The organism is Paenibacillus jiangxiensis, from assembly GCF_046098255.1.
GTDB lineage: Bacteria > Bacillota > Bacilli > Paenibacillales > Paenibacillaceae > Paenibacillus > Paenibacillus jiagnxiensis.
Map to the genome: position 1 here is coordinate 56,880 of NZ_JBJURI010000019.1, position 25,687 is coordinate 82,566.

The 25,687-nt window shown below is 50.6% G+C and carries 20 protein-coding genes; 15 read left to right on the forward strand and 5 right to left on the reverse strand.

The window, feature by feature from the left end; translation table 11 throughout:
* The first annotated feature begins 5 nt into the window (after positions 1 to 5).
* From ACI1P2_RS18300 to ACI1P2_RS18315, 4 genes are all read left to right on the forward strand, one after another.
* A complete protein-coding gene (locus ACI1P2_RS18300; RefSeq protein ID WP_355321295.1) occupies positions 6 to 1,802 on the forward strand; it encodes a thiamine pyrophosphate-binding protein in 1,797 nt (598 codons plus the stop codon).
* 86 nt (positions 1,803 to 1,888) lie between these two features.
* Entirely contained in the window at positions 1,889 to 2,821 is a 933-nt protein-coding gene (locus ACI1P2_RS18305; RefSeq protein WP_355321296.1) for an NAD-dependent epimerase/dehydratase family protein, read from the forward strand.
* A gap of 2 nt (positions 2,822 to 2,823) precedes the next feature.
* Positions 2,824 to 4,656 (forward strand): glycosyltransferase family 2 protein, encoded by a 1,833-nt coding sequence (locus ACI1P2_RS18310; protein ID WP_355321297.1) that lies wholly within the window; start codon positions 2,824 to 2,826, stop codon positions 4,654 to 4,656.
* A 95-nt stretch (positions 4,657 to 4,751) separates the two neighbouring features.
* Positions 4,752 to 4,952 carry a hypothetical protein gene (locus ACI1P2_RS18315; RefSeq protein WP_355321298.1) on the forward strand — a complete coding sequence of 67 codons (201 nt, stop codon included), beginning with the start codon at positions 4,752 to 4,754 and terminating at the stop codon, positions 4,950 to 4,952.
* A gap of 217 nt (positions 4,953 to 5,169) precedes the next feature.
* On the opposite strand, the gene ACI1P2_RS18320 is transcribed toward ACI1P2_RS18315, so the two are convergent.
* On the reverse strand, positions 5,170 to 6,285 hold the full coding sequence (locus ACI1P2_RS18320) for a fibronectin type III domain-containing protein (RefSeq protein WP_355321299.1): 1,116 nt from the start codon (positions 6,283 to 6,285) through the stop codon (positions 5,170 to 5,172).
* A 1,007-nt stretch (positions 6,286 to 7,292) separates the two neighbouring features.
* On the opposite strand from ACI1P2_RS18320, the gene ACI1P2_RS18325 reads away from it, so the two are divergent.
* From ACI1P2_RS18325 to ACI1P2_RS18345, 5 genes are all read left to right on the forward strand, one after another.
* Positions 7,293 to 7,490, forward strand: coding sequence for a cold shock domain-containing protein (locus tag ACI1P2_RS18325; protein ID WP_018887618.1), 198 nt, complete (start codon positions 7,293 to 7,295; stop codon positions 7,488 to 7,490).
* A 645-nt stretch (positions 7,491 to 8,135) separates the two neighbouring features.
* Positions 8,136 to 8,699, forward strand: coding sequence for a ribosome hibernation-promoting factor, HPF/YfiA family (hpf, locus tag ACI1P2_RS18330; RefSeq protein WP_355321300.1), 564 nt, complete (start codon positions 8,136 to 8,138; stop codon positions 8,697 to 8,699).
* A gap of 524 nt (positions 8,700 to 9,223) precedes the next feature.
* Entirely contained in the window at positions 9,224 to 11,674 is a 2,451-nt protein-coding gene (gene secA / locus ACI1P2_RS18335) for a preprotein translocase subunit SecA (RefSeq protein ID WP_355321301.1), read from the forward strand.
* Between the two features lie 199 nt (positions 11,675 to 11,873).
* Positions 11,874 to 12,987 (forward strand): peptide chain release factor 2 gene (gene prfB / locus ACI1P2_RS18340; protein ID WP_355321378.1). Its coding sequence is split into 2 segments (ribosomal slippage): positions 11,874 to 11,945 and positions 11,947 to 12,987, totalling 1,113 coding nucleotides; the frame shifts between segments, so codons are not numbered across the junction.
* Between the two features lie 166 nt (positions 12,988 to 13,153).
* Positions 13,154 to 14,053, forward strand: a complete 900-nt coding sequence (locus tag ACI1P2_RS18345) for a YitT family protein (protein ID WP_355321302.1) — start codon at positions 13,154 to 13,156, stop codon at positions 14,051 to 14,053.
* Here the strand turns inward: ACI1P2_RS18345 and ACI1P2_RS18350 are convergent.
* The 4 genes from ACI1P2_RS18350 to ACI1P2_RS18365 all read right to left on the reverse strand — a co-directional run bounded on the left by ACI1P2_RS18350 (position 14,050) and on the right by ACI1P2_RS18365 (position 18,553).
* On the reverse strand, positions 14,050 to 15,300 hold the full coding sequence (locus ACI1P2_RS18350; RefSeq protein WP_355321303.1) for an MDR family MFS transporter: 1,251 nt from the start codon (positions 15,298 to 15,300) through the stop codon (positions 14,050 to 14,052). The genes ACI1P2_RS18345 and ACI1P2_RS18350 overlap by 4 nt on opposite strands.
* A gap of 37 nt (positions 15,301 to 15,337) precedes the next feature.
* On the reverse strand, positions 15,338 to 15,931 hold the full coding sequence (locus ACI1P2_RS18355; protein WP_355321304.1) for an NADPH-dependent FMN reductase: 594 nt from the start codon (positions 15,929 to 15,931) through the stop codon (positions 15,338 to 15,340).
* Between the two features lie 178 nt (positions 15,932 to 16,109).
* Positions 16,110 to 16,859, reverse strand: a complete 750-nt coding sequence (locus ACI1P2_RS18360) for a response regulator transcription factor (RefSeq protein WP_355321305.1) — start codon at positions 16,857 to 16,859, stop codon at positions 16,110 to 16,112.
* A 29-nt stretch (positions 16,860 to 16,888) separates the two neighbouring features.
* On the reverse strand, positions 16,889 to 18,553 hold the full coding sequence (locus ACI1P2_RS18365) for a GAF domain-containing sensor histidine kinase (RefSeq protein WP_355321306.1): 1,665 nt from the start codon (positions 18,551 to 18,553) through the stop codon (positions 16,889 to 16,891).
* 232 nt (positions 18,554 to 18,785) lie between these two features.
* Between ACI1P2_RS18365 and argC the strand changes: the two genes are divergently transcribed.
* From argC to ACI1P2_RS18395, 6 genes are all read left to right on the forward strand, one after another.
* On the forward strand, positions 18,786 to 19,835 hold the full coding sequence (gene argC / locus ACI1P2_RS18370; RefSeq protein ID WP_355321307.1) for an N-acetyl-gamma-glutamyl-phosphate reductase: 1,050 nt from the start codon (positions 18,786 to 18,788) through the stop codon (positions 19,833 to 19,835).
* A 23-nt stretch (positions 19,836 to 19,858) separates the two neighbouring features.
* Positions 19,859 to 21,085, forward strand: coding sequence for a bifunctional glutamate N-acetyltransferase/amino-acid acetyltransferase ArgJ (argJ, locus tag ACI1P2_RS18375; protein ID WP_355321308.1), 1,227 nt, complete (start codon positions 19,859 to 19,861; stop codon positions 21,083 to 21,085).
* 51 nt (positions 21,086 to 21,136) lie between these two features.
* Entirely contained in the window at positions 21,137 to 21,970 is an 834-nt protein-coding gene (argB, locus tag ACI1P2_RS18380; RefSeq protein WP_355321309.1) for an acetylglutamate kinase, read from the forward strand.
* 110 nt (positions 21,971 to 22,080) lie between these two features.
* Positions 22,081 to 23,277: an acetylornithine transaminase gene (locus tag ACI1P2_RS18385; RefSeq protein ID WP_355321380.1), complete on the forward strand. Its 1,197-nt coding sequence runs from the start codon at positions 22,081 to 22,083 to the stop codon at positions 23,275 to 23,277.
* 70 nt (positions 23,278 to 23,347) lie between these two features.
* Entirely contained in the window at positions 23,348 to 24,304 is a 957-nt protein-coding gene (gene argF / locus ACI1P2_RS18390) for an ornithine carbamoyltransferase (protein WP_355321310.1), read from the forward strand.
* 76 nt (positions 24,305 to 24,380) lie between these two features.
* Positions 24,381 to 25,613, forward strand: a complete 1,233-nt coding sequence (locus ACI1P2_RS18395) for an argininosuccinate synthase (RefSeq protein WP_355321311.1) — start codon at positions 24,381 to 24,383, stop codon at positions 25,611 to 25,613.
* Positions 25,614 to 25,687 lie beyond the last annotated feature (74 nt).

The window sequence follows — 25,687 nt, forward strand, 5'->3', positions numbered from 1 at the left end:
TTAACGTGAAAATCAAAGTTTCAGATTATGTTGCTGACTTTTTTGTGAAAAAGGGCGTTGAACATCTCTTTACGATAACAGGTGGGGGAGCCATGCATTTAAATGACTCCTTTGGCCACCATCCAGATTTAACGTGTATCTACAACCATCATGAGCAAGGAAGCGCAATTGCTGCAGAAGGCTATACTCGACTGACAGGGAAAATTGCACCAATCTGTGTAACAAGCGGTCCGGGCGGCACCAATACATTGACCGGAGTGCTTGGGGGGTGGTTGGATTCGATTCCAATGTTTGTCGTCTCGGGACAAGTGAAACGGGAGACAACAATTTGGTCTACTGACGTACCGTTAAGACAATTAGGGGACCAGGAATTTAACATCGCGGATTGTGTGCAAACGATGACGAAATATGCGCACATGATAACAGGAGCGCAAGAGATTAAGTATCACTTGGAGAAAGCTTGGTTTCTATGCCAGAATGGCCGGGGAGGTCCTGTTTGGCTTGATATTCCACTCGATATTCAGGCTGAGTTGGTAGAAGTGGATGAACTAACAGGATTTGACCCGGATGAATTGGACATGCAAGAAACCCCGCGATATGACGAATCCTTAACTGAAATCATTATTGAGAAGCTTAAGCATGCGGATCGGCCTGTCATCTTGGCTGGCAGCGGTGTTCGTCTAGGGGATGCGTATTCCGTATTTCTGGAATTGATCGATAAATTGAACATTCCGGTCGTAACCGCGTGGAACTCACATGATCTATTGTGGGACGAGCATCGGTTGTTTTGTGGACGGCCTGGTACAGTAGGTACCCGTGGCGGGAACTTCATTGTAGAAAATAGTGACGTACTGTTCGTTTTGGGATCGCGTCTGAATATCAGGCAGATAAGCTATAACTACAAATCTTTTGCACAACAAGCATATAAAATGATTGTTGATATCGATGCGAATGAGCTGAGAAAACCAACAATTTCGCCCGATCTGCCGATCCATGCCAATGTTAAAGACGTCATGTCCGCCTTAAATCATGCAGCTTCCGCTAATGACTTTACACAACATGAGGGGTGGCTATCATGGTGTCGACAAATTAATGCCAAGTATCCTGCAGTGCTGTCGCGTTATTATGAGAAAAAATCGCCGATTAATCCATATGTATTTATAGATGAATTGTTTGACAAGCTGGAAGAAGAAGATTATGTGATTGCAGGTAACGGAACGGCATGTGTGGTCACCTTCCAAGCAGCGATAATCAAAAAAGGACAGCGGCTATTTACGAACTCCGGTTGTGCTTCGATGGGGTATGGCTTCCCGGCAGCTCTCGGTGCAGCGGTTGCTGTTAAAGGAAAACGAGTCATCTGTCTAGATGGAGATGGCAGTTTTCAAATGAATATTCAAGAACTGCAAACTGCTGTGTACAACCAGTTGAATGTGAAAATTATCATCTTGAACAATAATGGCTACCATTCAATCAGGCAAACGCAAAATAACCTATTTAATCCGCCGCTTGTTGGAGTTTCAGAAGGTAACGGAATCAGTTTCCCTAATCTGGAGAAGCTCTCCTATGCTTATGATGTTCCATATATCAAAATAGAGCATATTGACGGCATTGCTGCTGCATTAGAGATATTCTTGGCTAGCAAAGGCCCAATGATTTGTGAAGTAATGCTTGATCCTGAGCAGAATTTTGAACCTAAGCTGTCCTCTAAAGTGCTGCCGGACGGGAAAATTGTATCCCCACCGATTGATGATATGTATCCGTTTTTGTCTCGTGAAGAATATGAAAGCAATAAATTCAAGTAACCAAAATGCCATACATGATCGAAATAAAAAGGCAGTTAGTTCAGTAAGAACCGGCTGCCGTAATTGCATTCAAAAGGACTGTATACATGATGAAAATGGTCATTACCGGACCCACCGGAGCAATTGGCATGGCACTCATTCAATTGTGTATTGACAAGCAGATTGAGGTGTTGGCCATTTGCCGTAAAAGTTCTCCAGGTCTGGCTTATATGCCACAAGATCCTTTGCTTCATATCATTGAAGCAGATTTGGATGAATATGCGGCACTTGAACTGCTAGATCAATATGATGTGTTTTATCATTTTGCATGGGCGAGCACGATTGGAGAGAGTCGTAACGACGTATACACTCAAAACCAAAATGTAACCTATACGTTGGATGCGGTACGCTTGGCTAAGCGTTTGGGCTGTCATACATTCATCGGCGCAGGTTCTCAAGCTGAATATGGCCGATCCGAAATGCCTCTTACATCCCATACGCCAGCGTTCCCGGAAACTGGATATGGGATTGCTAAACTATGTGCAGGCCAACTAAGCAGAATTTTGTGCGAGCAGTTGCAGATAAAGCACATTTGGACGCGAATTTTAAGTGTTTACGGTCCTTATGATGATGAACGTACAATGGTTATTAGTACAATCAAAAAAATGTTGTCCCAAGAAGCGTTGTTGTTCACTCAGGGGGAACAAATTTGGGATTTCTTATACAGTAAAGATGCAGCGCATATTTTATATCGATTGGCAATTTGCGGAAAACACTTTAAGACTTATTGTATTGGCAGTGGAGAAGGCAGAAAATTAAAAACATTTATTGAAGAAGTGCATAACGTTGTTATGCCAAAACAAGAGCCTGTTTTTGGCGCTATACCTTATGGAAAAAATCAGGTCATGCATCTGGTAGCGGATCTTGTCGAATTAGAGCAGGATATTGGAAAGATTACCTTTACTCCGTTTGCTCTGGGGATTAGAGAAACGATGCAAAACGTAATGAGAAGATTCGATACTATAGAAAAAGGGGTTTAATGATGGAACCATTAGAACTACAGCGAATTTTGTCATTTATTGAAGCAGGTGAGGTAGGACAGGCACTATCTCACCTTATCCGGATTCATGAAAGTATTGTAAGCTCGCCTAAGAAGCACTCAGCAGATGAAAAGTCATCTTTCTATAAAACGTTTGGTGAAATATTGTTCAATTTAGGACATTATGATCAGGCGATCGGCGTTTTTAAACTTGCTCAAAAGGCGAAGTACTCCAGTGAGATCGATGAATTGATTTACCAGGCTTTTATTTTGCCTAACATGGCTGAGTTCGAACAAAACTATAATACCAATATTTCATTGCTGCGTACGGTTAATTCTCCCAAACTGTTCTCTGAGTTACCCTACTATTTAATCCCTACTGAAGTTGAAAATAAGTATTACCTCTACCATAAAAGCAAAAAAACGATAGAAGAATCGTTTGTATTGTTTGAGCTGAAGCCGGAGCAAGACGTTAAAAGAGGAACGATTGATCTGTCCGCTTCATATCTTTACGTGGAGAAATATGGGGTTGGAAATGTGTTGTCGAATGTAACTGATATCGTTGATGAACATCTGGAATGCTTCGCCATAGTTGAAGAATACGATAAGTTCCTTTCTACCCTGCAAGGAGGACTTAATGAAAAATTAAGTGAGCTTGAGGTGTTTGCTTCTTACCTTGAATTGAAACAATATTTTGAAACTCATGAGAACTATTTGCCACGTAACATCGTCAGTTATTCCGCAGATATTCAAAAGGCTGAGAGCTATATTCAACATTTACACCGTTGGCGATTGCAGCCACAGAATAAACGGCGAGATAACGTACTGCTAAGCATCTGCATCCCGACCTATAATCGGGGACACAGAGCTTTGGAGAATGTAATACAATCGCTAAATACTGCGTATGATTATGAATTGGAGATCGTGATTTCAAATAATGGTACACGGAATGCCACGGTTCCATTTTATGAAGAGATTAAGGACCTCCCAGACAGCAGAGTTACGTATTTTGAGTTCGAAGAGAATCAGGGTTTCTATGCAAACGTTGTAAATGTCTGCAGGGTAGCTTCGGGCAAATTTGTTTTGCTGCTAAGCGATGAAGATCTTGTTGACCCGCAGGTACTGGAAAAGATTATATCTTTTTTGCAATCGGAGCCTAATACAGCTTTGGTGAAAACCAGTACCACAACTCAAGCGGCTTTCCATGATGAATCAGCCACTGCCGGTGAAGAAGCGTTGTACAAGTTCATGCTCAGATCTAATTATATGTCGGGTTTAATTCTTAACAATGAAATGCTGATGCAAAACAAGGTCATTGAACGAATTGACGACCTGTATGTTAGTGGAAATGTGACGACTTTGATTTATCCGCATATGTGCTGGGAATTGTTGATGTGCCAGTATGGTACTGTACATTCGACTTCTTTGGTATTGGTTCGAGAAGGATTGCCTGAAAAAATGGAAACCGAGTACATTGTTATGGTTAACAGCAGTGCAGATGTGCCTGCATATGCGACAGTTGAAAGTCGTTTAGCCCAGCATAATGGCTTCTTTGAGATTATGGCAGGTATGGAGATAAGTAAAAATGCAGGTGTTTTGCAAAATATGTACGTGAATCTATGTGATAAAACATTTTGGCTTATGAAGATTTCTATAGATTGTTTTTACAAAGATTTTTCAAGTAAGGAAGAGCTGCTGCAAATTCTCGATGAAACCTATCGTTTTTGTATGGACGATCGTTATCTAGATTACTGTACGGATCGTAAGACTGTATTAAAGAATATTGATGAGTGGTATGCTTTGCTTGCAAAGCGTATTGAGGAATTAAAAAAATAGAAGCTTAACAAAGAGATCTGTGCGAAGGCAGCACCCTCGTTCAAAAAGAAGCGGCTGCATTTATCTCCCATAGTCTGGATTATGCTCGCCGGACCATGGATTTGCCCCTGTTCGTGCGCATGGATGCCGGTAATGATGCTGCCGAGAATTTGAACGCATGCCTGGCCCAAAACGTCGATTTCATTGTCAAGTGCAACCTGCACCGGGAGTCACCGGAAGAATGGTTGATGATCGCCAAACAGGGCGGTCTATCTGTGAAGAACGGGAAGGCAAAAGGGTATACCTCGGTGTCATGATGTGGACGGACAAGAAGCTAGAATGATAGTCGTTACCATTTCCGGAGTCGGTACTGGCTATATGCCAATCCTGATGACGAGGAGGAGTTTCAATTATAAGCACTTGCTACACCACCTGCATAGCAGGTGTTTTTTGTTTCCCACGCTTCGCGGACTCAATTGGCTATACCACTAAATATAAAACAGCTCCTGCTCAAGCAGAAGCTGTTCAAATCACTTAATTATATGCGTTGACTTCGAAAGTCAGAATATTATTGAAGATAACGTAATCGACCCGGCTGTTAAATGGTCCGATGTTGTTATCATGTTTATTAATGGCGTGCTTTGAAGAACCGTTGCCAGCATCCTTTTTATCATACCAGTTAATAAACGAGTTTACTTCGGACATGGGTAGGTCATATTCTTTTTCCAGTCCATTAACCATAGTTACAACAAGGATTGCTCTGTCTCCTGAGGGAACCTCAGGTGCTGTCGGTTCCTCAGTTCCAGGATTTTCAGAGCCTGGTTCTTCGGGTGTTGATGGATCAGGTTGTTCATCTCCGAATGGGGTCGCTGAAGCTTCATTCGAAAATTCAGATTCAATACCATTTACCTTAGCATTGACTACAAAATAGTATGTAATGCCATTTGTTAAATTGGGAACAACAAAGTTCCCATAAACATCCTTTGTAACTTCTATAGTTTCCGAATATTTTCCTGGCTCAGTACCATACTTAAGTGTATAACTATCAGCATCAGAAACCTGATCCCATTTTAATACCACTTGACTATCACCTGGTACAGCTAGAAGTTTGGTTGGCGCGTAATAATCAATAAGCTTACCGTCCGAATCTACGTCGATAGCATCAAAACGATAATCATATACTACACGGTTCTTTGACGGTTCTTCAGTCCAAATTTTAACTTCATGTACTCCTCTTTCCAAACCCAACTTTTCATAACCTAATCTTTGATGAGACCATGATTCTCTATAAGCGGTAAAGTACTCTATGTTTCCGTCAATACTAATCCCCACTTTTTTTGTATATGAGTCTGACATATTAATAATTAGCCTAATCTTAGTTCCTTCAAATTTAAAATTAATTACATTTGGTTTATTATGAACAGCACCTAAAACGGTTTTATTATAATCCTCTGCATCGTTTATTTTAACCCAATCATCGCCATATAATAGTTCTGGTGATCTATCGTCAAATCTAGTCCAACCAGCTTCAGGGGCGGCTAAGCGTTCTCCAACTTTCGCAGCAAAGGCGCTCGAATTCGAAAGAACAAATGTAGCAAATAGAAGTATTCCTAAGGTAATACTTGTTACTTTAAAAGAAAATCTGATCACATGACATTCTCCTTACTTAATTGTTTGATGAATTAAATAGTAGGATTGAATAAATGCAATGTCTAGACAAAATTTTTCTGATATGTAATTATTGTGTGAGTATTTGGGTTTTTTTATGGTTGAATTAATTGCATAGTGATGATTTTTAAAGGCATATATTTAAGCAGGATAATTGAAAGCTCACTTTAGCCAGTTTGCTTCGATGGCAGATATTGTTCAATTAAAAGACTTTTTCAGATAAGTGTTGACTCGTTCTACAGCTGTTCGCTTTTTGCACAACTCCTAGTAACGGCCGCTTTCTCCGAGCTGGAAATGTATAATTGCGAATATCGGAATTACTTAACATGCAGATTCAGCAGATTATTTGACAAATTACCTGGAAGACATTGGCAAGGAGAGGAGATCCGCAAAAGGTGTCGAAAAAACGGTCGTCATAAACCGATACGAAAATGCCCTTGAGACCTATAAGCGACCATGTATCAATGAGAATACAAATTAGATTTTCTTAAAAGAAAATTTTTTTATAAGATGGGTCATATGAGTCTTCTGACTCAAGAACTGAGTGACTTCGGAACTCTGATGATGTTTGCGTGCGGAATATCGTGGGATACTCGAAAACAAATTGCAGAGTGCTTCGTCTGAGTGTATTGTATAAATAATTTAGGAGAGGTGCCGTCCCGAAGGCCTCCGTTTTTTGCAGTAACGAAATATAGGAGTCATCCGGAGTTTCCTCTCAGGGATGAGAGTCGTGCCTCGAATACGCTAGTTTTTTTAGAAAAATTTTCAAAGTGTGATTCAGTAGAATCAAACAGGTTTAATAGATAATCAATAGCTCAAGTTCAGAATCGGATCGGACCATTACGACTTAATTCTAGTCAATTTACCAGTGGAAAAATAATGTATAAAATCATTTACATTTCCAATTGACAATGGATAAGCTTGGGTGGTATAGTCGGAATTGTGAGCGAGAGCTTCACTTCATTTGATGACGAAGGGAATGTTAGTGCATGCAAGGTAAAGTTAAATGGTTCAACGCAGAAAAAGGTTACGGGTTCATCGAGACTGCAGAAGGTGGCGACGTATTCGTACACTTCTCCGCAATCCAATCTGAAGGCTTCAAAACCTTGGAAGAGGGACAAGACGTTGAATTCGACATCGTTGAAGGCGCTCGTGGACCGCAAGCAGCTAACGTAATCAAATTATAATCATCCCGGCCTAGCCGACCTACATAATCGGTAAGATGGTTAGCAATTGAGAAAACGCTAGCATAAACCCTGGAATCTTTGATTCCGGGTTTTTTTTTGGAAGATTACAGAATCCGCTAGAATTAGATTTTTCGTGTGTGCGAAAAAGATAGCATACTGCGCATTTTAATGAAGGAAACAGAAGATTCTCTCAGATTGTTTGATTTTCTTCACGCGTCCCCCTCTCTTTTGAAAACCCATCAATAGACGTTATGCTTGTCATATAGCGATGACTTGTATATCTGGTATGAATCCCCCTCTGTAAGATTAACTTTCGCAGTGTAACGTAGATGGGAAAGCGGCATTGATACTTTCCGAGCTAGATTTTTTTAGGTAGATAAAAAGAGAATGCGCTAATACGAAAATTGACTTCGCAGCTATTTCCAGTCTTTGAATTCTTTCAGTTACCTCTCAGTGCCGATTCAGTTTGGGTTGTTATTATAAACTTGCAAGTCAGGCAATCCTACTAAATCCTGAACGTTAGTGGATTGTGGCCGCTTAATCTCAGAAGGGAGGCGCGTTAACAATTTTCCGCAAATGCCTGTCCCGGTTTTTACTCCCGCTTAACAATTATGGTATACTGAAGGAGCAAAGGAGGCGTGCCATATGAACTTAACCGTTCGAGGTCAACAGATCGATGTTACTGACGCTTTGAGAGAGTATGTTGAGAAGAAATTCAGCAGGCTTGAGAAGTATTTCGATGCACCGCCAACATTTGATGGAAGTGTCACCTTAAGCACGACAAGAGGGCTGCGCACCGTGGAAGTAACCATTCCTTTGCCGGGGGTACTGCTCCGGGCCGAAGACAGAAGCGAAGACATGTACGCGTCCATTGACGCGGTAGCGGACAAGCTGGAACGCCAGATTCGCAAGCACAAAACCAAGCTGAACCGCAAGTTCCGCCAGGAAGGCGGGTTGAAGTCGCTGTTCGTGGAGCAGCCGGCTGCGGAAGTGGAGGTACCCGAGGCTGTAGAGGATGAGCAGAGCGATGAGCTGGAAGTGGTCCGCACCAAACGCTTTTTATTGAAGCCGATGGATGTGGAGGAAGCCATCCTGCAGATGAACATGATCGGACATAATTTCTTTGTGTTCTCCAACATTGAAAATCAGGAAGTAAATGTGGTTTATAAACGCAATGATGGGAAGTATGGTCTGATCGAGCAAGAATGACCGCTTCACCGGGTGCGAATGAACCGCCATGACCAAGAATATAAACAAGCCCTTGTTTCAGGCGTTTGCCTGGGCGGGGGCTTTTTTTAGACTATAGATTTTTTGAATTTTCAGCGGAGCCGAACGATTCTGTAATTGCAAGAAAAATTTCCGCTAAACGCGTAAATGCGGTCTGGCTTCTTATAGAAAGTGCATTGATAGACGTTTTTCTGTTATTACAAGCACACGATAAAGAGCGATAAATACGAAACCTAATTTGTACCCGCTTCGTCTTTAATTTTAGATTAAAGAAAGTATAAGTTTTCAGCGGAGCTGAAGCTTTCTTTTACAATGAAAGGAAGTGGATTTTGCAGATATTGCCCAGTCCATGTGTGTTGCGGCAACTCCCACAAACTGTTACAATTTATCCAAAGACTTTTTTTCTGAAAATGGCAAGCTGAAAGGTATGAATCAATTTCATTTTCATGGACCCTTTTGTTTGTGAAATTGATTCCATCAATTGTTTTGCGCGAAAGGGGTAAGCCATGCTAGGCATAGTTAAGAAGATATTTGGAGACACGAATGAACGGGACGTCAAGCGTCTGATGAAGACGGTTGACCTGATCAATAAGATGGAGCCGGACTTCGAGGCTCTTACCGATGAACAACTGAAAGGAAAGACGGAGGAATTCCGCGGCCGCCTGGAGCAGGGAGCGGCACTGGACGAGCTTCTGCCTGAAGCATATGCTACCGTGCGTGAAGCGTCCAAACGCGTGCTGGGTAAACGCCATTATGACGTTCAGATGTTGGGCGGGATGGCGCTGCATGAAGGCAAAATTGCCGAGATGAAGACAGGTGAAGGGAAGACGCTGGTCGGTACTCTGCCTGTATACCTGAACGCTCTTGCAGGAAAAGGTGTGCACGTGGTTACGGTCAACGATTACCTGGCCCAGCGTGACAGCGCGGAAATGGGGCAGATTTACGAGTTTCTTGGCATGACGGTCGGTCTGAACCTGAATGGTATGGATCATGGTGCCAAGCAGCATGCGTACGCCTGTGATATTACGTACGGAACGAACAATGAATTCGGCTTTGACTATCTGCGAGATAACATGGTGCTGTACAAGGAGCAGATGGTTCAACGCCCTCTTCAGTTTTGTATTATTGACGAAGTGGATTCCATTCTGGTTGACGAGGCGCGGACGCCGCTGATCATCTCGGGTCAGGCGCAGAAATCGACGGAGCTGTATTTTGCAGCTGACCGTTTTGTGAAGACGCTGGCGGTTGAAGAGGATTACACGGTTGACGTGAAGGTGAAATCGGTCGCGCTGACGGAGAACGGTGTGTCCAAGGCGGAAAACTTCTTCGGTCTGGAAAATTTGTACGATCAAGGGAACGTGACGATTAACCATCACGTCGTACAAGCGTTGAAGGCGAATGTAATCATGCGCCGCGACGTGGATTATGTGGTGACCGAGGATGAGGTTGTCATCGTTGATGAATTCACGGGCCGCCTGATGGCCGGCCGCCGCTACAGCGACGGTCTGCACCAGGCGATTGAAGCGAAGGAAGCCATCGGCGTACAGAACGAGAGCATGACACTGGCGACCATTACCTTCCAGAATTATTTCCGTATGTACCGCAAGCTGGCGGGCATGACCGGTACGGCCAAAACCGAGGAAGAAGAGTTTAAGAAAATTTACGGGCTTGAGGTGCTGCAGATTCCGACCAACCGTCCGAACCAGCGTGTGGATATGCCGGACGTTGTTTACAAGAGCGTGAAAGGCAAATTCAAGGCGGTTGTTGATGAAATTTTGGAGCGCCACCAGAAGCAGCAGCCTGTGCTTGTCGGTACGGTTTCCATCGAGAACTCAGAGCTGCTGTCCGAAATGTTGAAGCGCAAAGGCGTGAAGCACAAGGTGCTGAACGCGAAATACCATGCGGAGGAAGCTGAAATTATTTCTCGTGCGGGCGAAGCCGGCTCGGTAACGATTGCGACGAACATGGCCGGCCGCGGTACGGATATCATGCTGGGTGAAGGCGTAGCGGAGCTCGGCGGACTTCATATCATCGGTACGGAGCGCCACGAATCCCGCCGGATTGACAATCAGCTGCGCGGTCGTGCGGGCCGTCAAGGCGACCCGGGGTCAACGCAGTTTTACCTGTCTCTCGGCGACGAGCTGATGAAGCGCTTCGGTGCCGACAACGTGCTGAATATGATGGAGCGCCTCGGCTTTGAGGAAGACCAACCAATCGAAAGCCGTATGATTACACGTGCGATCGAATCCGCCCAGAAGCGGGTGGAAGGCAACAACTTTGACCTCCGCAAAGTCGTGCTGCAGTATGACGATGTCATGAACCAGCAGCGGGAGATTATTTACAAGCAGCGCCGTGAAGTGCTGGAGTCGGAGAATATCAAAGAGATTGTATTCGACATGATCAAGCCTACCATCGAGCGTATAGTTGAAGCGCACTGTGGAGACGAGATTCCTGAAAACTGGGAGCTTGAAGAAGTAGCCGATTATGTTAACGGCAAGCTGTTGGAAGAAGGCGCAGTGAGCCGTGACGATCTCTGGGGCAAAGAGAAGGAAGAGATTGTCGAGCTGCTGTTCGAGAAAGTTGCAGCCAAGTACAACGCCCGTGAAGCAGAGATCGGCGAGGAAATGGTCCGCGAATTCGAGAAGGTTATCGTGCTGCGTGCGGTAGACAGCAAGTGGATGGACCATATCGATGCCATGGATCAGCTTCGTCAGGGTATCCACCTTCGCGCTTATGGCGGTACCGATCCGCTGCGTGAATACCAGTTCGAAGGCTTTGAGATGTTCCATGAAATGATCGCCAGCATCCAGGAAGAGGTTTCGACTTACGTGATGAAAGCGAAAATCGAATCGAACCAGGAGCGTCAGGCGGTTGTGGATGAGAAGAAGATGTCCACCAGCGGAGAGCCTGCAACACCGAAGCAGAACAGAGCAGCCCGGAGAGCCAACAAATCTTAAGGCGACCGGGACTTTGGGATAGCATAAGTATATATAGAATAATCAGCTTGGCTTGCAGCTTGTGCATCATAAGCTGCTAGCTGCTGCCAGGCGGACATACGGCTCCTTGGAGAGCAGCGGGAATGAAGACGCATGGATATGCGGCGTTCACTCCCGGCTGCTACCCGGGGGCTCATTTCATGAGAAGGAGTTTTGCGGAATGATCGATCCAAGTGTAAAGCATGATTTGCGCGAAATAAGCAAGAAACTAACAAATCTTAGGGGGTCTCTTTGACTTAGATCTGAAGCAGGAGATGATCGCCAACTTTGAGGAGAAGATGGCGGCCCCTGATTTTTGGGATGACAATGAGAAGGCACAGGGCATTATTGCCGAAATGAATGCGGTCAAATCCTCTGTCGACCAGTATGAGGAGCTCCGTAAGGAATACGAGGATGCATCCATGATGGTGGAGCTGGCTGATGAAGAAGGCGATGCGGAACTGGCGGCAGAGGTCACGGGCAGCGTGTCCGCATTGGTCGCCAGGCTGGAGGAATTCGAGCTGCAGCTGCTGCTGAACCAGCCATACGACAAGTCGAACGCCATTCTGGAGCTGCATCCGGGCGCCGGCGGCACCGAGTCGCAGGACTGGGGGCAAATGCTGCTCCGCATGTATACCCGCTGGGCCGAGAAGCGCGGCTTCAAGGTGGAGACGCTGGACTACCTGCCTGGAGATGAAGCGGGTATCAAGAGTGTCACGCTGTTGATCAAAGGCTTTAACGCCTACGGTTATTTGAAAGCGGAGAAGGGCGTTCATCGTCTGGTGCGCATCTCCCCGTTCGACTCGTCAGGACGACGTCATACATCGTTCGTATCCTGCGACGTCGTGCCCGAGATTGCGGATGACGTGGAGATCGAAATCCGCACGGAGGATCTGAAGATCGATACGTACCGTGCCAGCGGCGCTGGCGGCCAGCACATCAATACGACCGACTCGGCCGTACGGATCACCCACCTGCCGACAGGTATCGTGGTGACCTGCCAGAACGAAAGATCCCAGATCAAGAACCGTGAACGTGCCATGACAATGCTGCGGTCGAAGCTGTATGAGCGCAAAATTGAAGAGCAAGAGCAGCAACTGGCGGAAATCCGAGGAGAACAGTCGGATATTGCATGGGGCAGCCAGATTCGCTCCTACGTGTTTCATCCCTATAGCATGGTAAAGGATCACCGCACCAATGTTGAAACAGGAAACGTAGGCGCAGTGATGGACGGAGACCTCGATGCATTTATCGACGGTTACCTGCGCAGCCAAATCAAGGTGGAAACCGAATAATCCAACCCTTCCTACACGAGGTGTATGTTTTTTGAGTACACTTTGTGTAGGAATTTTTTTGCTTAAAATCAGGTACACCCCTGTCTGCTGCTGTACATGTATTCTTTGGCGGCCATGGGGTAACAACGAATATAACGATAAACGTGTTAAAAGGAGAAATTGAACGATGTCTTCATCTTATTCACCATCTGAACGGAGAAAACGAATCGCAGAAAGGATTCCTGCATCAGGGCCAATGCGAAATGTGTTGGATGTCATTTTGATTGTTTTGGGCTCCTTTATCACAGCACTGGCTTTTAATATGTTTCTGCTGCCGAGCCGGATTGCTTCCGGCGGAGTGTCCGGCCTGTCGATTCTGGCGGAGGCCTGGTTTGGGCTGGAACCAGCTTTTACACAGTGGGCGCTCAATATTCCGCTGTTTTTTGCCGGAGTGCTGCTGCTTGGCAGGCAGTATGGCGTTCGTTCGCTGCTGGGAAGTGTGCTGCTGCCGCTGTTTGTCTATTTTACAAGCAATTGGCCTGTACCAACGACGAACCCGCTGCTCGCTTCATTATATGGCGGGATTGGTGTCGGTCTGGGACTGGGGATTGTATTCAGGGGGCGGGGATCAACCGGAGGGTTGAGCATTTTGGCGCAGATCATTCAGAAATATACGGGCTTCAGCTTTTCGTTGTCGGTTGTGCTGCTCGATGGGACGGTTATTGTACTGGCGGGCTTTGCTCTTTCACCGGAAAACGCGTTGTATGCCCTCATCGGCCTCTACGTCACAGGTAAAGTCATTGATGCGGTGGAAATGGGGCTTGGTTATTCCAAGGTGGCATACATTATTTCTAATCATAAAGAGAATATGGCTAAAGCCATTCTGGTGGATCTGGACCGGGGCCTGACTGAGCTGGCGGGCCGTGGCGGCTTCACGCAGGAGGACCGTCCGGTGCTGATGGTTGTGGTGGGGCAGAACGAAGTCACCCGGCTCAAAACACTCGTCAGATCCGTAGACCCGGATGCGTTTGTGATTATTGGCAATACGTACGAAGTGCTGGGCAAAGGTTTTAAAAGAGAAAGCTAACGGGCAGAATGGATTTCCTGCTTGGGGCCTGTTAAAGGGCGCTGCCATTTTCGGTAGGCGACGAACAGAAAGGGCAGACCACACGTGGAGGTGCAGGCGATCAAGCTGAAGACGAGTGGTGCGCGGTCGGTGCCAAAGGCGTCCAGCAGGAGACCACCCAGCAGTGGCCCCAGCATATAGCCAGTGTTCGACAAGCCCATAACGCCGAAGTAGGTGGCCCGCAGATCCTTTGGGGCCAGCTTGTCAACCAGTGTATCCGACAACGTGAAGACAAGCACTTCTCCGATGGAATAAATCAATACGCCAAGCAGCAGCCACCCAAATGAGGTGAACAGGCCGAACATCAGCATGCTGCCGGACACGAACACACTGCCTGCCATCAAGAGCAGCATGGGGGGCAAATAGCGGGCACAGCGCATGACAGGATACTGCACGACAAGAACGGTGACGGCGTTCAGGGTTAACATGTAACCATAAAGCGCAGGGCCATTCTCTACATACGGGCTCATGGTTAAATGCTGGGGCAGCGTTGTGCTGAATTGACCGAAGCCGATATTGGTCAGCAGCGAGCCGAAAAGCAGAAGCATAAACAGTTTGTCGGCGCTGGTTATACGCAGGGCAGCAAGCATTCCCGGAAAGGCATGTTCTTCTCCGCTTGCGCCTGGTGCCGATTCTGACGGCGAGTGCCTTCTGAACTGAACAGCCAGTACCGCTCCGTATAAAAGGTAGACCAGACATGGAATGAGAAACAATGAGGCTGAACCTGCAGCTCCAAACCGGATACCGATCAGAGGTCCCAGCATGAACCCGGCGTTAATGGCCGCATAACGCATGTTGAACACCAGATGCCGCTGCTCCGGCGGGGTAACATCGGACAGCAGAGCGCGTGACGCCGGCTCGAATACCGAACGGCATACCCCGTTCAGCGCGTTGACGGCGAAGAACATCCACAGCTGATCCGCTGCGGCGAAGCCGGCGAATACGGCGGCCCAGCCGCAGGCGGAGAGCAGCAGCACTGTTTTACGGCCGAGCCGGTCGGCGGCGTAGCCGCCCCAAAAGCTGGCGGCCAGGCCCGCGAGAGAGCTGACGGCGGTAACAAAGCCGGTTTGTGAAGGGGAGGCCCCTAGCGACTGCGTCAGGTAAATGGCCAGGAACGGCAGGCTCATGGACATCGCCATCCGGCTGCATACCGTGCCGATCATAATGGTCCAGGCCAGAGGGTGGATGGAGCGTATCTGGTAGAGCATGTGGGCACCTCCCTTTATAAAGAGCGTTTTATCTGGTTCAGCCGGACAAGGATGTGTCTGCGGCAGTGCCTTGTCCGCTGCGCAGACCCTCGGCCAGCCGCAGGAAAGACCCGACGGTGCTAAAAATGCGTTCATCCGATTCCGAGGCTGGATCATGCATGCCGGTCCGGAAGCCGGTCACACCTTCAAACCGGCTGCGCAGGCTGCCGCCGATAGATATCCATTCTGGGGAGTTTACGCCGTGCAGATTGCGGACGATGGCCTGCAGCTGCAGCAGCGAGCTGATGCCGACCGCGCCTCCGGCCGTACTGGCGGTTAGGACGGCCTTGCCTTTGAACTGCGCCTGTCCGAGGTAGTCGAGCGCATTTTTGAGCACACCGCTGATGCTGCCGTGATACTCCGGCGTGGTCAGCATGATGGCGTCAGCCTGCCCAAATGCCTGCAGCAGCTGTTCTACACCGGGATGCTGCAAGTTCTCCGCTTCGGGAGAATAAAGCGGGAGTGGCGTATTATACAGATGGATAAGATGCACTGTATGTCCCGACTCGCGCATAATGGCTGCAGCGTATTCCGCCAGCCCGCTGCTGGCTGCGTTTTTACGGTTGCTTCCTGTAAGAATGACAATATTCATAGGGAATTCCTCCTTGGATTTGGTCTGAATACCAATTTCGTGTGTTGTTTCTATTGGCATCTTACCTTATTGGCGCGTCGGGAGCGTCGGCAGCGGGATGTATCTTTGCATGGCAAAAACACTCAGCCGTTAGGCTGAGCGTCTGCAACTTTGGTATGAGACGAAATGGGCGTGCGTTCTAACTGCCGGTTCCGTTTTTTAATGCAAAAATGGCCGCCTGCGTCCTGTCGGCAAGCTCCAGCTTGTCGAGCAGGTGGCTGACATGGGTTTTGACTGTTTTTTCCGTAATGATCAGCTTCTCCGCAATCTCGCGGTTGTTTAATCCGCAGGCGATCAGGTCGAGCACCTCACGCTCTCGTGGAGTCAGCCGCTCCAGGTGGGAATAAGTGGGTTCGCCTGTTATGTGACTACGGCCTTCGCGCAGTACTTCAACGTTCCCCTCTTCCCCCGCATGATATGAAGGAGTTGTTTCCGGTACACCTGAAACTCCTATCAGTCCCTGGGCATCCGGGGAAGACATCAGCCTCATCAGCTCTCCCGCCGCGTCGGGGTGCAACTCAACCTTCCCTTGATGTACCCTGCGGATGGCATCCGCCAGGTCGGAGGGCTCGATATCTTTCAGCAAGTATCCTTTAACGCCGGCCTGGACGGCAGGCAGCACATGGGCTCTGTCATTGAAAGAGGTCATGACGATCACTTTGATCTCCGGATGCGCCGCCCTCAGCTCACGGGTCGCCGCGATGCCGTCCATCACCGGCATGTTCAGGTCCATCAGGATCACATCGGGGTGCAGAAGGGCAGCCTGCTCCAGCGTCTCCGTTCCGTTGGAAGCCTCCCCGACCACTTCAATATCCGGCTGGGTAGACAAGAAGACCTGCAGCCCTTTGCGCACCATGGCATGGTCGTCGGCCAGCAGCAGTTTGATCATAATCTGGGCTCCTTCCGTTATCTTAATTTTTATCGCGAAAACCCATTCAGGGGAATGACAGCTTCCACAACAGTTCCGTTTCCGGGGCTGCTCGCAATCGTACAGCTCCCCCCCAGCAGCTCTGCCCGGTGCCTCATGTTGGCCAGACCGTAATGTGCGCCCCCGGTGAGCGGCCGCTCCAATGCTCCGCCGCGTCCCCGATCTTCAATACGCAGTACCGCACGGTCCGTCAGCAGACGGAGCTTTATGTCGGCCGCACCGGTCCCCGCATGCTTGACGACATTGTTCAAAGCTTCCTGTCCGATGCGCCAGAGCGTTTCCTCGACTTGTGAGGGAAGCTGGCTGACGCCCTCCATCTCCGCATGAACCTCCAGTCTCAGCATGGCTCCATATTCCTGCAGCGCAGCCAGCAAGCCGGCTTCAAGGCCTGCGGGCCGCAGCTGCTTGATGAGGCTGCGCATCTCCTGCAGGGCGGTCTGCGACAGCTGGCGCATGTCGCGGACAGCAGCGGCCGCCGGTCCATCGTTCTCCCCGGTAAGCATGCCCTCCACACCCTTGGCTGTCAGCGACAGGGAGAATAACAGCTGGCTGACGGAGTCATGCAAATCCCTTGCCAGACGGTTGCGCTCCTCCAGGCGGGTCAGCAGCCGCTGCTGCTCCTCCAGCTTCACCCGCTCCAGCGTGACGGTAATATGCTCCGCAACGGCCTCGATCACAACGGCGTCGACCTGCGCGGCTTCATCTTCTTTGCTGCTGCATCCGACAATCAGCACAGCCTGCTGTTGGCACCAGGACGGAACGGCTGCTGCAAAGGCGGCCTTCAGCTGCGTTCCATTGTCGCCTGCCACCCGGCGCAGCCCGGCCAGCTCGGCGGCCGAGGCGCGCACGGGCCGACTGGATGCTGCGCCCTTCATCAGCAGGGGAAACAGCCGCTCGTCGGCCGGGATGCTTTCGCGGGACAGGCCGCTGCCCGCATATAAGCTGTGCAGGGCATAGCCGCCCTCTTCCGGCTCGAACAGCGCGGCAACCGGCCAGTCGGGGAATGTCTCGCCGATCAGCCGGGTTACGCGGTCAGCCACCAGGCACAGCCTTGTACCTGCGCCTGCCGCCATTTTTGCCAGCTCGCCTCCGAATTCGCCCGCCTTGCTGAACAGCAGCGCCCGGCGCTGCTCCGCCTCAAACAGCCGGATGCGCTCCAGTGCGCCGCCGATCTGCAGCGCCACGGACTGCAGGAGAGCCAGCTCGCTGTCCGTAAAATGGTTTTTGCCGGGGGCGGCTACGTTCATCAGCCCGTAGCTGCGTTCTGCGGAACGCAGCGGAACGGTGGCGTGATGGGTGATTCCCCCGGTGTCGGCTGTCCGCTGCTCCTCGGCGTCTTCAAGCCGCTTGCAGTTCAGGATGTTAACGGCATTATGCAGCCGTCCGCCCCAGTATTTGTCCACGCACCAGCAGGTGCCGCATTTCATGGGCTGCTTGTCTCTGTAGGTCAGGGCAGGCGGCAGATTCCGGTCGGCAACAAATTCATATTCATGCGAGGCGTCCATCAGGAAAATCCACCCTGTCGTCAGCCCGGTTAAATCCAATAGCTGCCCGAGCACGTTTTGCAGCATCGGCTGCAGGGTGCTGGAATGATTCAAGGTTTCGGCGATGGTTTTCAGCGTGATGAGCTCCTGCATGCGCGTAGAGTTATTCATACGGACCCTCGTTTTCTTATTTTTTTCAAGTCATTCTCTTTAGAGTAGTAATAGTTAATTACAAATTTTCCGCAGAGCTGAACAATCCTATAATCGCAAAAATACCTTTTGCCAAACGCAGTTTTATTATAGCATCGGCAGCGTATAAACTTAACATGGAATGGTTGTATTTATATGAATACGGATGTATAATAATACACATCTCAAAGCAGAGCGGAATGGGGGAGCAGTCTTGAACAGCAAATTGAAAGTGGCAATCGTCGGTTCCACCGGCTACGGCGGGGTGGAACTGATTCGTTTTTTACAGCATCATCCGCAAGCGGAAATTGTTTCGGTGATTTCATCCTCCAGCAGCGGAACGCCCATTAGCGAAGGCTTCCCGCATTTGACGGATATTATAGTTCATGATCTGGACGGAGTCGTGGTGGAGGAGATTGCCGCCAGGGCTGATCTTGTATTTACCGCAACGCCGTCGGGCGTAAGCACACAGCTGGTTCCGCAGCTGCTCGACGCGGGTCTGAAGGTCGTGGACCTGTCAGGGGATTTCAGGCTGAAGGACGGCGCTTCGTACGAACAATGGTACAAGAAGCCGGCTGCTCCCGCCTCTTATCTGGAACAGGCTGTATACGGGCTGGCTGAGGTGTACGGCGACCGTGCCGCAGACGTGCCTTTCATTTCCAACCCGGGATGTTATCCGACGGCTACTCTTCTGGGGCTGATTCCGGCGCTCAAGGCAGGCTGGATTGACCACCGCAGCATCATTATCGATGCGAAATCCGGCGTCTCCGGCGCAGGCCGCGGTACCAGCCTGATGACGCATTTCGCGGAAATCAATGAAAATTTCAAAGCGTATAAAGTGAACAAACATCAGCATATACCGGAAATTGAGCAGGTGCTTGGCGATGTGACGGGAGAGCCGGTGACGGTCACCTTCACCACCCAGCTGGTGCCGATGACGCGCGGCATTATGAGCACCATGTATGCGACGATGAACGGAAGTTACACCGATCAGGACCTGGTTGATCTATATAGGGAGTACTACAAAGGACGGCCGTTTGTGCGTGTCCGAAATGCCGGTATATGGCCAGCGACGAAGGAAGTAACCGGCTCCAACTATTGCGATATCGGTTTTGCTGCGGACGAGAGGACGAACAGGGTGACGATCATTTCGGTCATCGACAATGTCGTCAAAGGCGCGGCAGGCCAGGCTATTCAAAATATGAATCTCATGATGGGATGGGAGGAAAACCTCGGGCTCGGCTTGACGCCGGTCTATCCGTAACACGGATACGGGGGGACACAGATATGGGGAAACAAACGTTTGATATCGTGAGCGAGGGCTCAATTGTTACGCCGCGCGGCTTCAGCGCAGGCGGGCTGCACTGCGGGTTGAAAAAGACAGACCGCAACGATCTGGGGGCGATCCGCTGCGAGGTGCCAGCAACGGCAGCGGCTGTGTACACCACCAACCTGATTCAGGCGGCACCGTTGAAGGTGACACGTGAAAGTTTGGCCGACGGAAGGCTGCAGGCGGTCGTCGTCAACAGCGGCAATGCCAATGCCTGCACAGGGCAGCAAGGCGAGGAAGACGCCTATGCGATGCGTGCCGCGGCGGCGCGGGAGCTAGGCGTGGCGGAAAGCGACGTGGCCGTGGCGTCCACCGGCGTCATTGGCGAGTTGCTGAAGATGGACGCGGTGCACGCGGGTATCCAAGCGCTGCCGGAGCAAATCAACGGCGGCCGTGATGGGGCGGAAGCCTTCTCACAGGCTATTTTGACAACAGACCTGGTAAAAAAGGAAGCGTGCGTTTCGCTCGTTATCGACGGGGTTACCGTTCATATCGCCGGTGCCGCCAAAGGCTCGGGCATGATCCATCCCAATATGGCGACCATGCTTGCCTTTATGACCTGTGATGCGGCCGTGGAGCAGGCGTCCTTGCAGCAGCTGCTGAAGCAGGCGACGGACGTGACGTTCAATATGATTACCGTAGACGGTGATACGAGCACGAACGATATGCTGGTCGCCATGGCAAGCGGGCTGGCAGGCAACAAGGAGCTGAACGCGGAGCATCCGGAATGGGAAGCATTTGCTGAAGCATTCACCTATGTCTGCCGTGTGCTGGCGCAGAGTATTGCCCGGGATGGCGAAGGAGCAACGAAGCTGGTCGAGGTATCCGTGAGCGGCGCAGTCAGTGACCTGTCGGCCAGAGCCATCGCGAAGACCGTCATCGGCTCCAGTCTCGTCAAGTCAGCCGTGTTTGGGGCGGATGCCAACTGGGGACGGATTATCGCCGCCGTGGGTCGTGCAGGAGAGCCGGTCAACCCGGAGACTGTCGATATTCGGCTCGGCGATATTGTTGTGCTGAGAGGCTCGCGCCCGGTGGCGTTTGATGAAGAAGAAGCCTTGGGTTATTTGCGTGGGGACACAGTGCGAATCGTTGTAGATCTGCACAACGGCGATGGTGTCGCTACCGCGTGGGGATGCGATTTGACCTATGACTATGTGCGAATCAACGCGGCTTATCGGACGTAAGCGGTGACGTAAGGGGCATTTATATATACGAGTGGGTAGAGGAGGCTTGCCATGAATACCTCAACGGACAAAATAGCTCAGGCAGCGCCGGAACAGCTGCGCTCCAGCTTTGTTATGAAATGCGGAGGCAGCACGCTGGCGGCACTGCCGGATTCCTTCTTCGACGATCTGGTGCACCTGCAGCGGGACGGCAGGCAGCCGGTCATTGTACATGGCGGCGGTCCGGCCATTTCCGATACACTGACGAAGCTCGGCATTGAAACAGAGTTCGTGAACGGACTGCGCCGTACGACGGAAGAGGTGCTGGACGTCGTGGAAATGGTGCTTGCGGGCAGCATCAACAAGCAGATTGTACGCCGCATCATGATGTGCGGAGGCAAGGCTGTCGGGCTCTCCGGCGCGGACGGCCTTCTGATTCAGGCACGACCAGTCGCCAATAGCGCAGAGGTTGGCTGGGTCGGGAATGTGACAGCGGTCAACGCGGAGCTGATCGGCGGCGTAGTGGAGATGGGTTACATGCCGGTCATCGCGCCGGTCGGGATTGATGCTGGGGGCCAGCGCTATAACATCAACGCCGATACAGCGGCGGGGGCGGTGGCATCCCATATCGGGGTAAGCAGGATGATCGTGGTGACAGATGTGCCCGGCATTATGCGTAATGTGAATGGCGTCAAGAAGGTGCTGCCATCGGTTACGGTGCAGGAGATTGAGGATATGATCAGTACGGGGGAAATTTACGGCGGCATGATTCCGAAGGTGCGGGCAGCCATTGCGTGCATTCAAGGCGAAGTCCGCGAGGTGGTCATTGTGGACGGAACGGAGCCGCAGGTGCTCAGCCGTGTGCTGAACGGAGAAAATATAGGAACTAGAATAGCCAGAATGTAGTCCGATTTTTGAATGAAAAATGGATCCGGCCCAGCGCCGGCATGAACAGGAGCGTGAAGAATATGAGTAACGGGCACAATGTGACCGCAGGCGGAGCCGCAGTGAAGGAAATGGCGGCAGGCAAAGGACAGGAGAGCGCTTTGTTTCCCACGTATGCAAGGTATCCGCTGAGCCTTGTCAAAGGAGAAGGCAGCTGGCTGTGGGACGACCAAGGAAAACGCTACCTTGATTTCATGTGCGGCCTGGCGGTGACCAATCTGGGCCATGCGCCACAAGCGGTGGCCGAGCGTCTGAAGCAGCAAATTGATACACTGTGGCATGTATCGAATCTGTTTCACATTCCGGGCCAGGAGCAAGCCGCACAATTGCTGACGGCAAATAGCTGCGCGGATGCAGTGTTTTTCTGCAACAGCGGGGCGGAAGCGAATGAAGCGGCCATCAAGCTGGCGCGCCGCTACCATCAGAAGGTGAAGCAGAACGGAAGATATGAGGTTATCACGTTTACGCAGTCTTTTCACGGACGGACACTCGCGACATTGACGGCTACCGGACAGGATAAGGTGAAGGAAGGCTTCCTGCCTTTGCCGGCTGGCTTCAAAAGCGTACCGCTGCATGACAAAGAAGCTCTAAAAGCCGCGGTCAGCGATGTAACAGCAGCCGTGATGCTGGAAATGATCCAGGCCGAAGGCGGCGTGTATCCGGTGGAATCGGATTTTGTGGATTACATCGTGGAGCTGTGCCGCGAGAACGGGCTGCTGCTGATCGTTGACGAAATTCAGACCGGCATGGGACGTACCGGCAAATTGTTTGCCTATGAGCATTATGGTATTGAGCCTGACATTTTCACCATTGCCAAAGGGGTAGGCAGCGGTTTCTCCGTCGGAGCGATGCTGGGCAAAGGCCATCTGCGGGAAGCCTTCACGGCGGGCAGCCACGGATCGACGTTCGGCGGCACACCACTTGCCATGGCAGCAGTCAATGCGACGGTGGAAATCATCGTTGGCGAGAAGCTGGCAGACCGGGCGGCGGAAATGGGCGAATACCTTATGGAGCGTTTGAACAGCCGTCTGGGCGATAGTCCATTTGTCAAAGAAGTGCGGGGCAAGGGGCTGCTTATCGGCATTGAATGCACGGAGCCGGTAGGCGAACTGGTGCTGGCCGGACAGCGGAAGGGATTGCTGTTTGTGACAGCGGGGCCGAATGTCGTCCGCTTTCTGCCTAACCTCTATGTAACGAAAGAAGAGATCGACCAGGCAGTAGATATACTCGCGGAAGTCATTGAAGAGCATACGGCTGTGAAAAAATAAACCGGAGCAGGCGTGAAGCTGCGGACAGGCGCTGCACCTCATTTTACCCATATTGAAAGGAGACCCTCTCATGAGCCAAACCGAAGATAAGCTGAAGCTCGACCTGAAAGGGCGGGATTTTATAGAGCTGAACGATTTTACAACCGAGGAAATTCAATACCTGATCGATCTGGCGGTGGAGCTCAAGCGCAAGCAGAAGAACGGAGAAGTGTATCAACCGTTGCAGGGCAAGACGCTGGGAATGATTTTTGAAAAATCCTCGACACGCACCCGCGTGTCCTTCGAAGTGGGGATGTATCAGCTGGGAGGTCATGCGCTCTTCCTGAGCAAAAATGACATCCAGCTCGGCCGGGGCGAGCCGATCAGCGATATGGCGCAGGTGATGTCCCGCTATCTGGACGGCATCATGATCCGTACGTTCGGTCATAACAATGTCACCGATCTGGCGCGTTACGCTACGGTGCCTGTCATCAACGGTCTGAGCGATCTGGCGCATCCGTGCCAGGTGCTGGCGGATTACCAGACAGTCTATGAAAAGAAAGGCAAGCTCAAAGGCTTGAAGGTGGCCTATATCGGGGACGGCAACAACATGGCGCACTCTCTGATGATCGGCGGAGCCAAATTGGGCATGCATGTGTCCGTCGCCAGTCCTGCCGGTTATGAGCCGGACAAAAACATCGTGGCGGAATGCAAGCAGATTGCCAAAGAGACAGGCAGCGAGATCGTGGTTACAGCCAGCCCGCAGGAGGCGGTCAAGGACGCCGATGTCATCTATACGGACGTATGGGCAAGCATGGGCTTCGAGGAGGAGCAGAAGCAGCGTGAGGCGGCGTTTGCAGAGTATCAGGTAAATGAAGAGCTGGTCAAGCTGGCAAAGCCGGACTATCTGTTCATGCACTGCCTGCCGGCGCACCGTGGGGAAGAAGTGACGGCAGGGGTCATCGATGGCCCGAATTCCGTTGTTTTCGATGAGGCGGAAAACCGGCTGCACGCGCAAAAGGCGCTGCTCGTTGCTTTAATGGCTTAACAGTAAAGCATATGAACAATATACTTAATGAAATATAAATGAGATGAATATGGATTCACAGGGAGGAAGCGGCGCAATGGCAAAAGAAAAAATCGTACTGGCGTATTCCGGAGGTTTGGATACGTCGGTCATCCTGAAATGGCTGAAGGAAACCTATGACGCGGAGATTATTGCATTCACGGCGGATATCGGCCAGAAGGAGGAACTTGACGGGCTGGAGGAAAAAGCGCTGGCTACCGGCGCATCCAAGGTATACATCGATGACCTGCGCGACGAGTTTGCGAAAGACTTCATTTATCCGATGTTCCAGGCAGGTGCATTATATGAAGGCCAATATCTTCTCGGTACAAGCATCGCGCGTCCGCTGATCGCTAAGCGGATGGTGGAAATTGCCCAGGCGGAAGGCGCGACAGCCATTGCGCATGGTGCTACTGGCAAAGGCAACGACCAGGTGCGTTTCGAGCTGAACGCGGCAGCGCTGACGCCGGACATCAAGGTCATTGCGCCTTGGCGGCTGGAGGAGTTCCGCAACCAGTTCCCGGGCCGGGCGGAAATGATCGCTTATGCGGAAAAGCACGGCATTCCCGTGACTGCTTCTGCAGCGAAGCCGTATTCCACTGACCGCAACCTGCTGCATATCAGCTACGAAAGCGGCATGCTGGAGGACCCGTGGTTTGATCCGAGCACGCCGGAGAACAAGGATATGTTCCTGCTGAGCAATGATCCTGAGGATGCTCCGGATACACCTGAATATCTGGAGCTGGAATTTGAGCAAGGCAACTGCGTGGCGCTGAACGGAGAGCAGCTGAACCCGCTGCAGGTCATGGAAAAGCTGAACGAGCTGGGCGGCAAGCACGGTATCGGCCGTGTCGACATGGTGGAGAACCGTTTCGTCGGCATGAAGAGCCGCGGTGTATACGAGACGCCGGGTGGCACGATCCTGTTCACGGCGCACCGCAAAATGGAGTCCATCACAGTCGACCGCGAAGTTATGAATTTGCGTGACAGCCTGATCACAAGATACAGCACGCTGGTGTATAACGGCTTCTGGTTTGCTCCGGAGCGCCTGGCGTTGCAGGCCTTGGTTACGGAAAGCCAGAAGAATGTAACAGGTACGGTACGCGTGAAGCTGTATAAAGGCAATGTGATCGGCGCTGGCGTGAAGAGTCCGGTCAGCCTCTACAATCCGGACATCGCCACTATGGAAGCCGATCCTACCCAGGCTTATGATCAAGGGGACGCAACGGGCTTTATCCGCCTGAACGCACTCCGCTTGAAAGTATATTCGGGTGTAAATCAGAATAAATAAGGCAGAACTTATTGCACACAATATTCAAAAAGTGCGGGCCGTCCTTGTCCGGTGACAGGGGCGGCCCGTACCGC

Excerpts from the sequence above, each read along its gene's own strand:
- ACI1P2_RS18395 (WP_355321311.1), top strand. The coding sequence starts at position 24,381 with ATGGCAAAAGAAAAAATCGTACTGGCGTATTCCGGAGGTTTGGATACG.
- hpf (WP_355321300.1), top strand. The coding sequence starts at position 8,136 with ATGAACTTAACCGTTCGAGGTCAACAGATCGATGTTACTGACGCTTTG.
- secA (WP_355321301.1), top strand. The coding sequence starts at position 9,224 with ATGCTAGGCATAGTTAAGAAGATATTTGGAGACACGAATGAACGGGAC.
- ACI1P2_RS18360 (WP_355321305.1), bottom strand. The coding sequence starts at position 16,859 with ATGATCAAACTGCTGCTGGCCGACGACCATGCCATGGTGCGCAAAGGG.
- argJ (WP_355321308.1), top strand. The coding sequence starts at position 19,859 with ATGGGGAAACAAACGTTTGATATCGTGAGCGAGGGCTCAATTGTTACG.
- ACI1P2_RS18385 (WP_355321380.1), top strand. The coding sequence starts at position 22,081 with ATGGCGGCAGGCAAAGGACAGGAGAGCGCTTTGTTTCCCACGTATGCA.
- argB (WP_355321309.1), top strand. The coding sequence starts at position 21,137 with ATGAATACCTCAACGGACAAAATAGCTCAGGCAGCGCCGGAACAGCTG.
- ACI1P2_RS18365 (WP_355321306.1), bottom strand. The coding sequence starts at position 18,553 with ATGAATAACTCTACGCGCATGCAGGAGCTCATCACGCTGAAAACCATC.
- ACI1P2_RS18305 (WP_355321296.1), top strand. The coding sequence starts at position 1,889 with ATGATGAAAATGGTCATTACCGGACCCACCGGAGCAATTGGCATGGCA.
- argF (WP_355321310.1), top strand. The coding sequence starts at position 23,348 with ATGAGCCAAACCGAAGATAAGCTGAAGCTCGACCTGAAAGGGCGGGAT.
- ACI1P2_RS18315 (WP_355321298.1), top strand. The coding sequence starts at position 4,752 with ATGGATTTGCCCCTGTTCGTGCGCATGGATGCCGGTAATGATGCTGCC.
- ACI1P2_RS18345 (WP_355321302.1), top strand. The coding sequence starts at position 13,154 with ATGTCTTCATCTTATTCACCATCTGAACGGAGAAAACGAATCGCAGAA.
- ACI1P2_RS18310 (WP_355321297.1), top strand. The coding sequence starts at position 2,824 with ATGGAACCATTAGAACTACAGCGAATTTTGTCATTTATTGAAGCAGGT.
- ACI1P2_RS18325 (WP_018887618.1), top strand. The coding sequence starts at position 7,293 with ATGCAAGGTAAAGTTAAATGGTTCAACGCAGAAAAAGGTTACGGGTTC.
- ACI1P2_RS18350 (WP_355321303.1), bottom strand. The coding sequence starts at position 15,300 with ATGCTCTACCAGATACGCTCCATCCACCCTCTGGCCTGGACCATTATG.
- ACI1P2_RS18355 (WP_355321304.1), bottom strand. The coding sequence starts at position 15,931 with ATGAATATTGTCATTCTTACAGGAAGCAACCGTAAAAACGCAGCCAGC.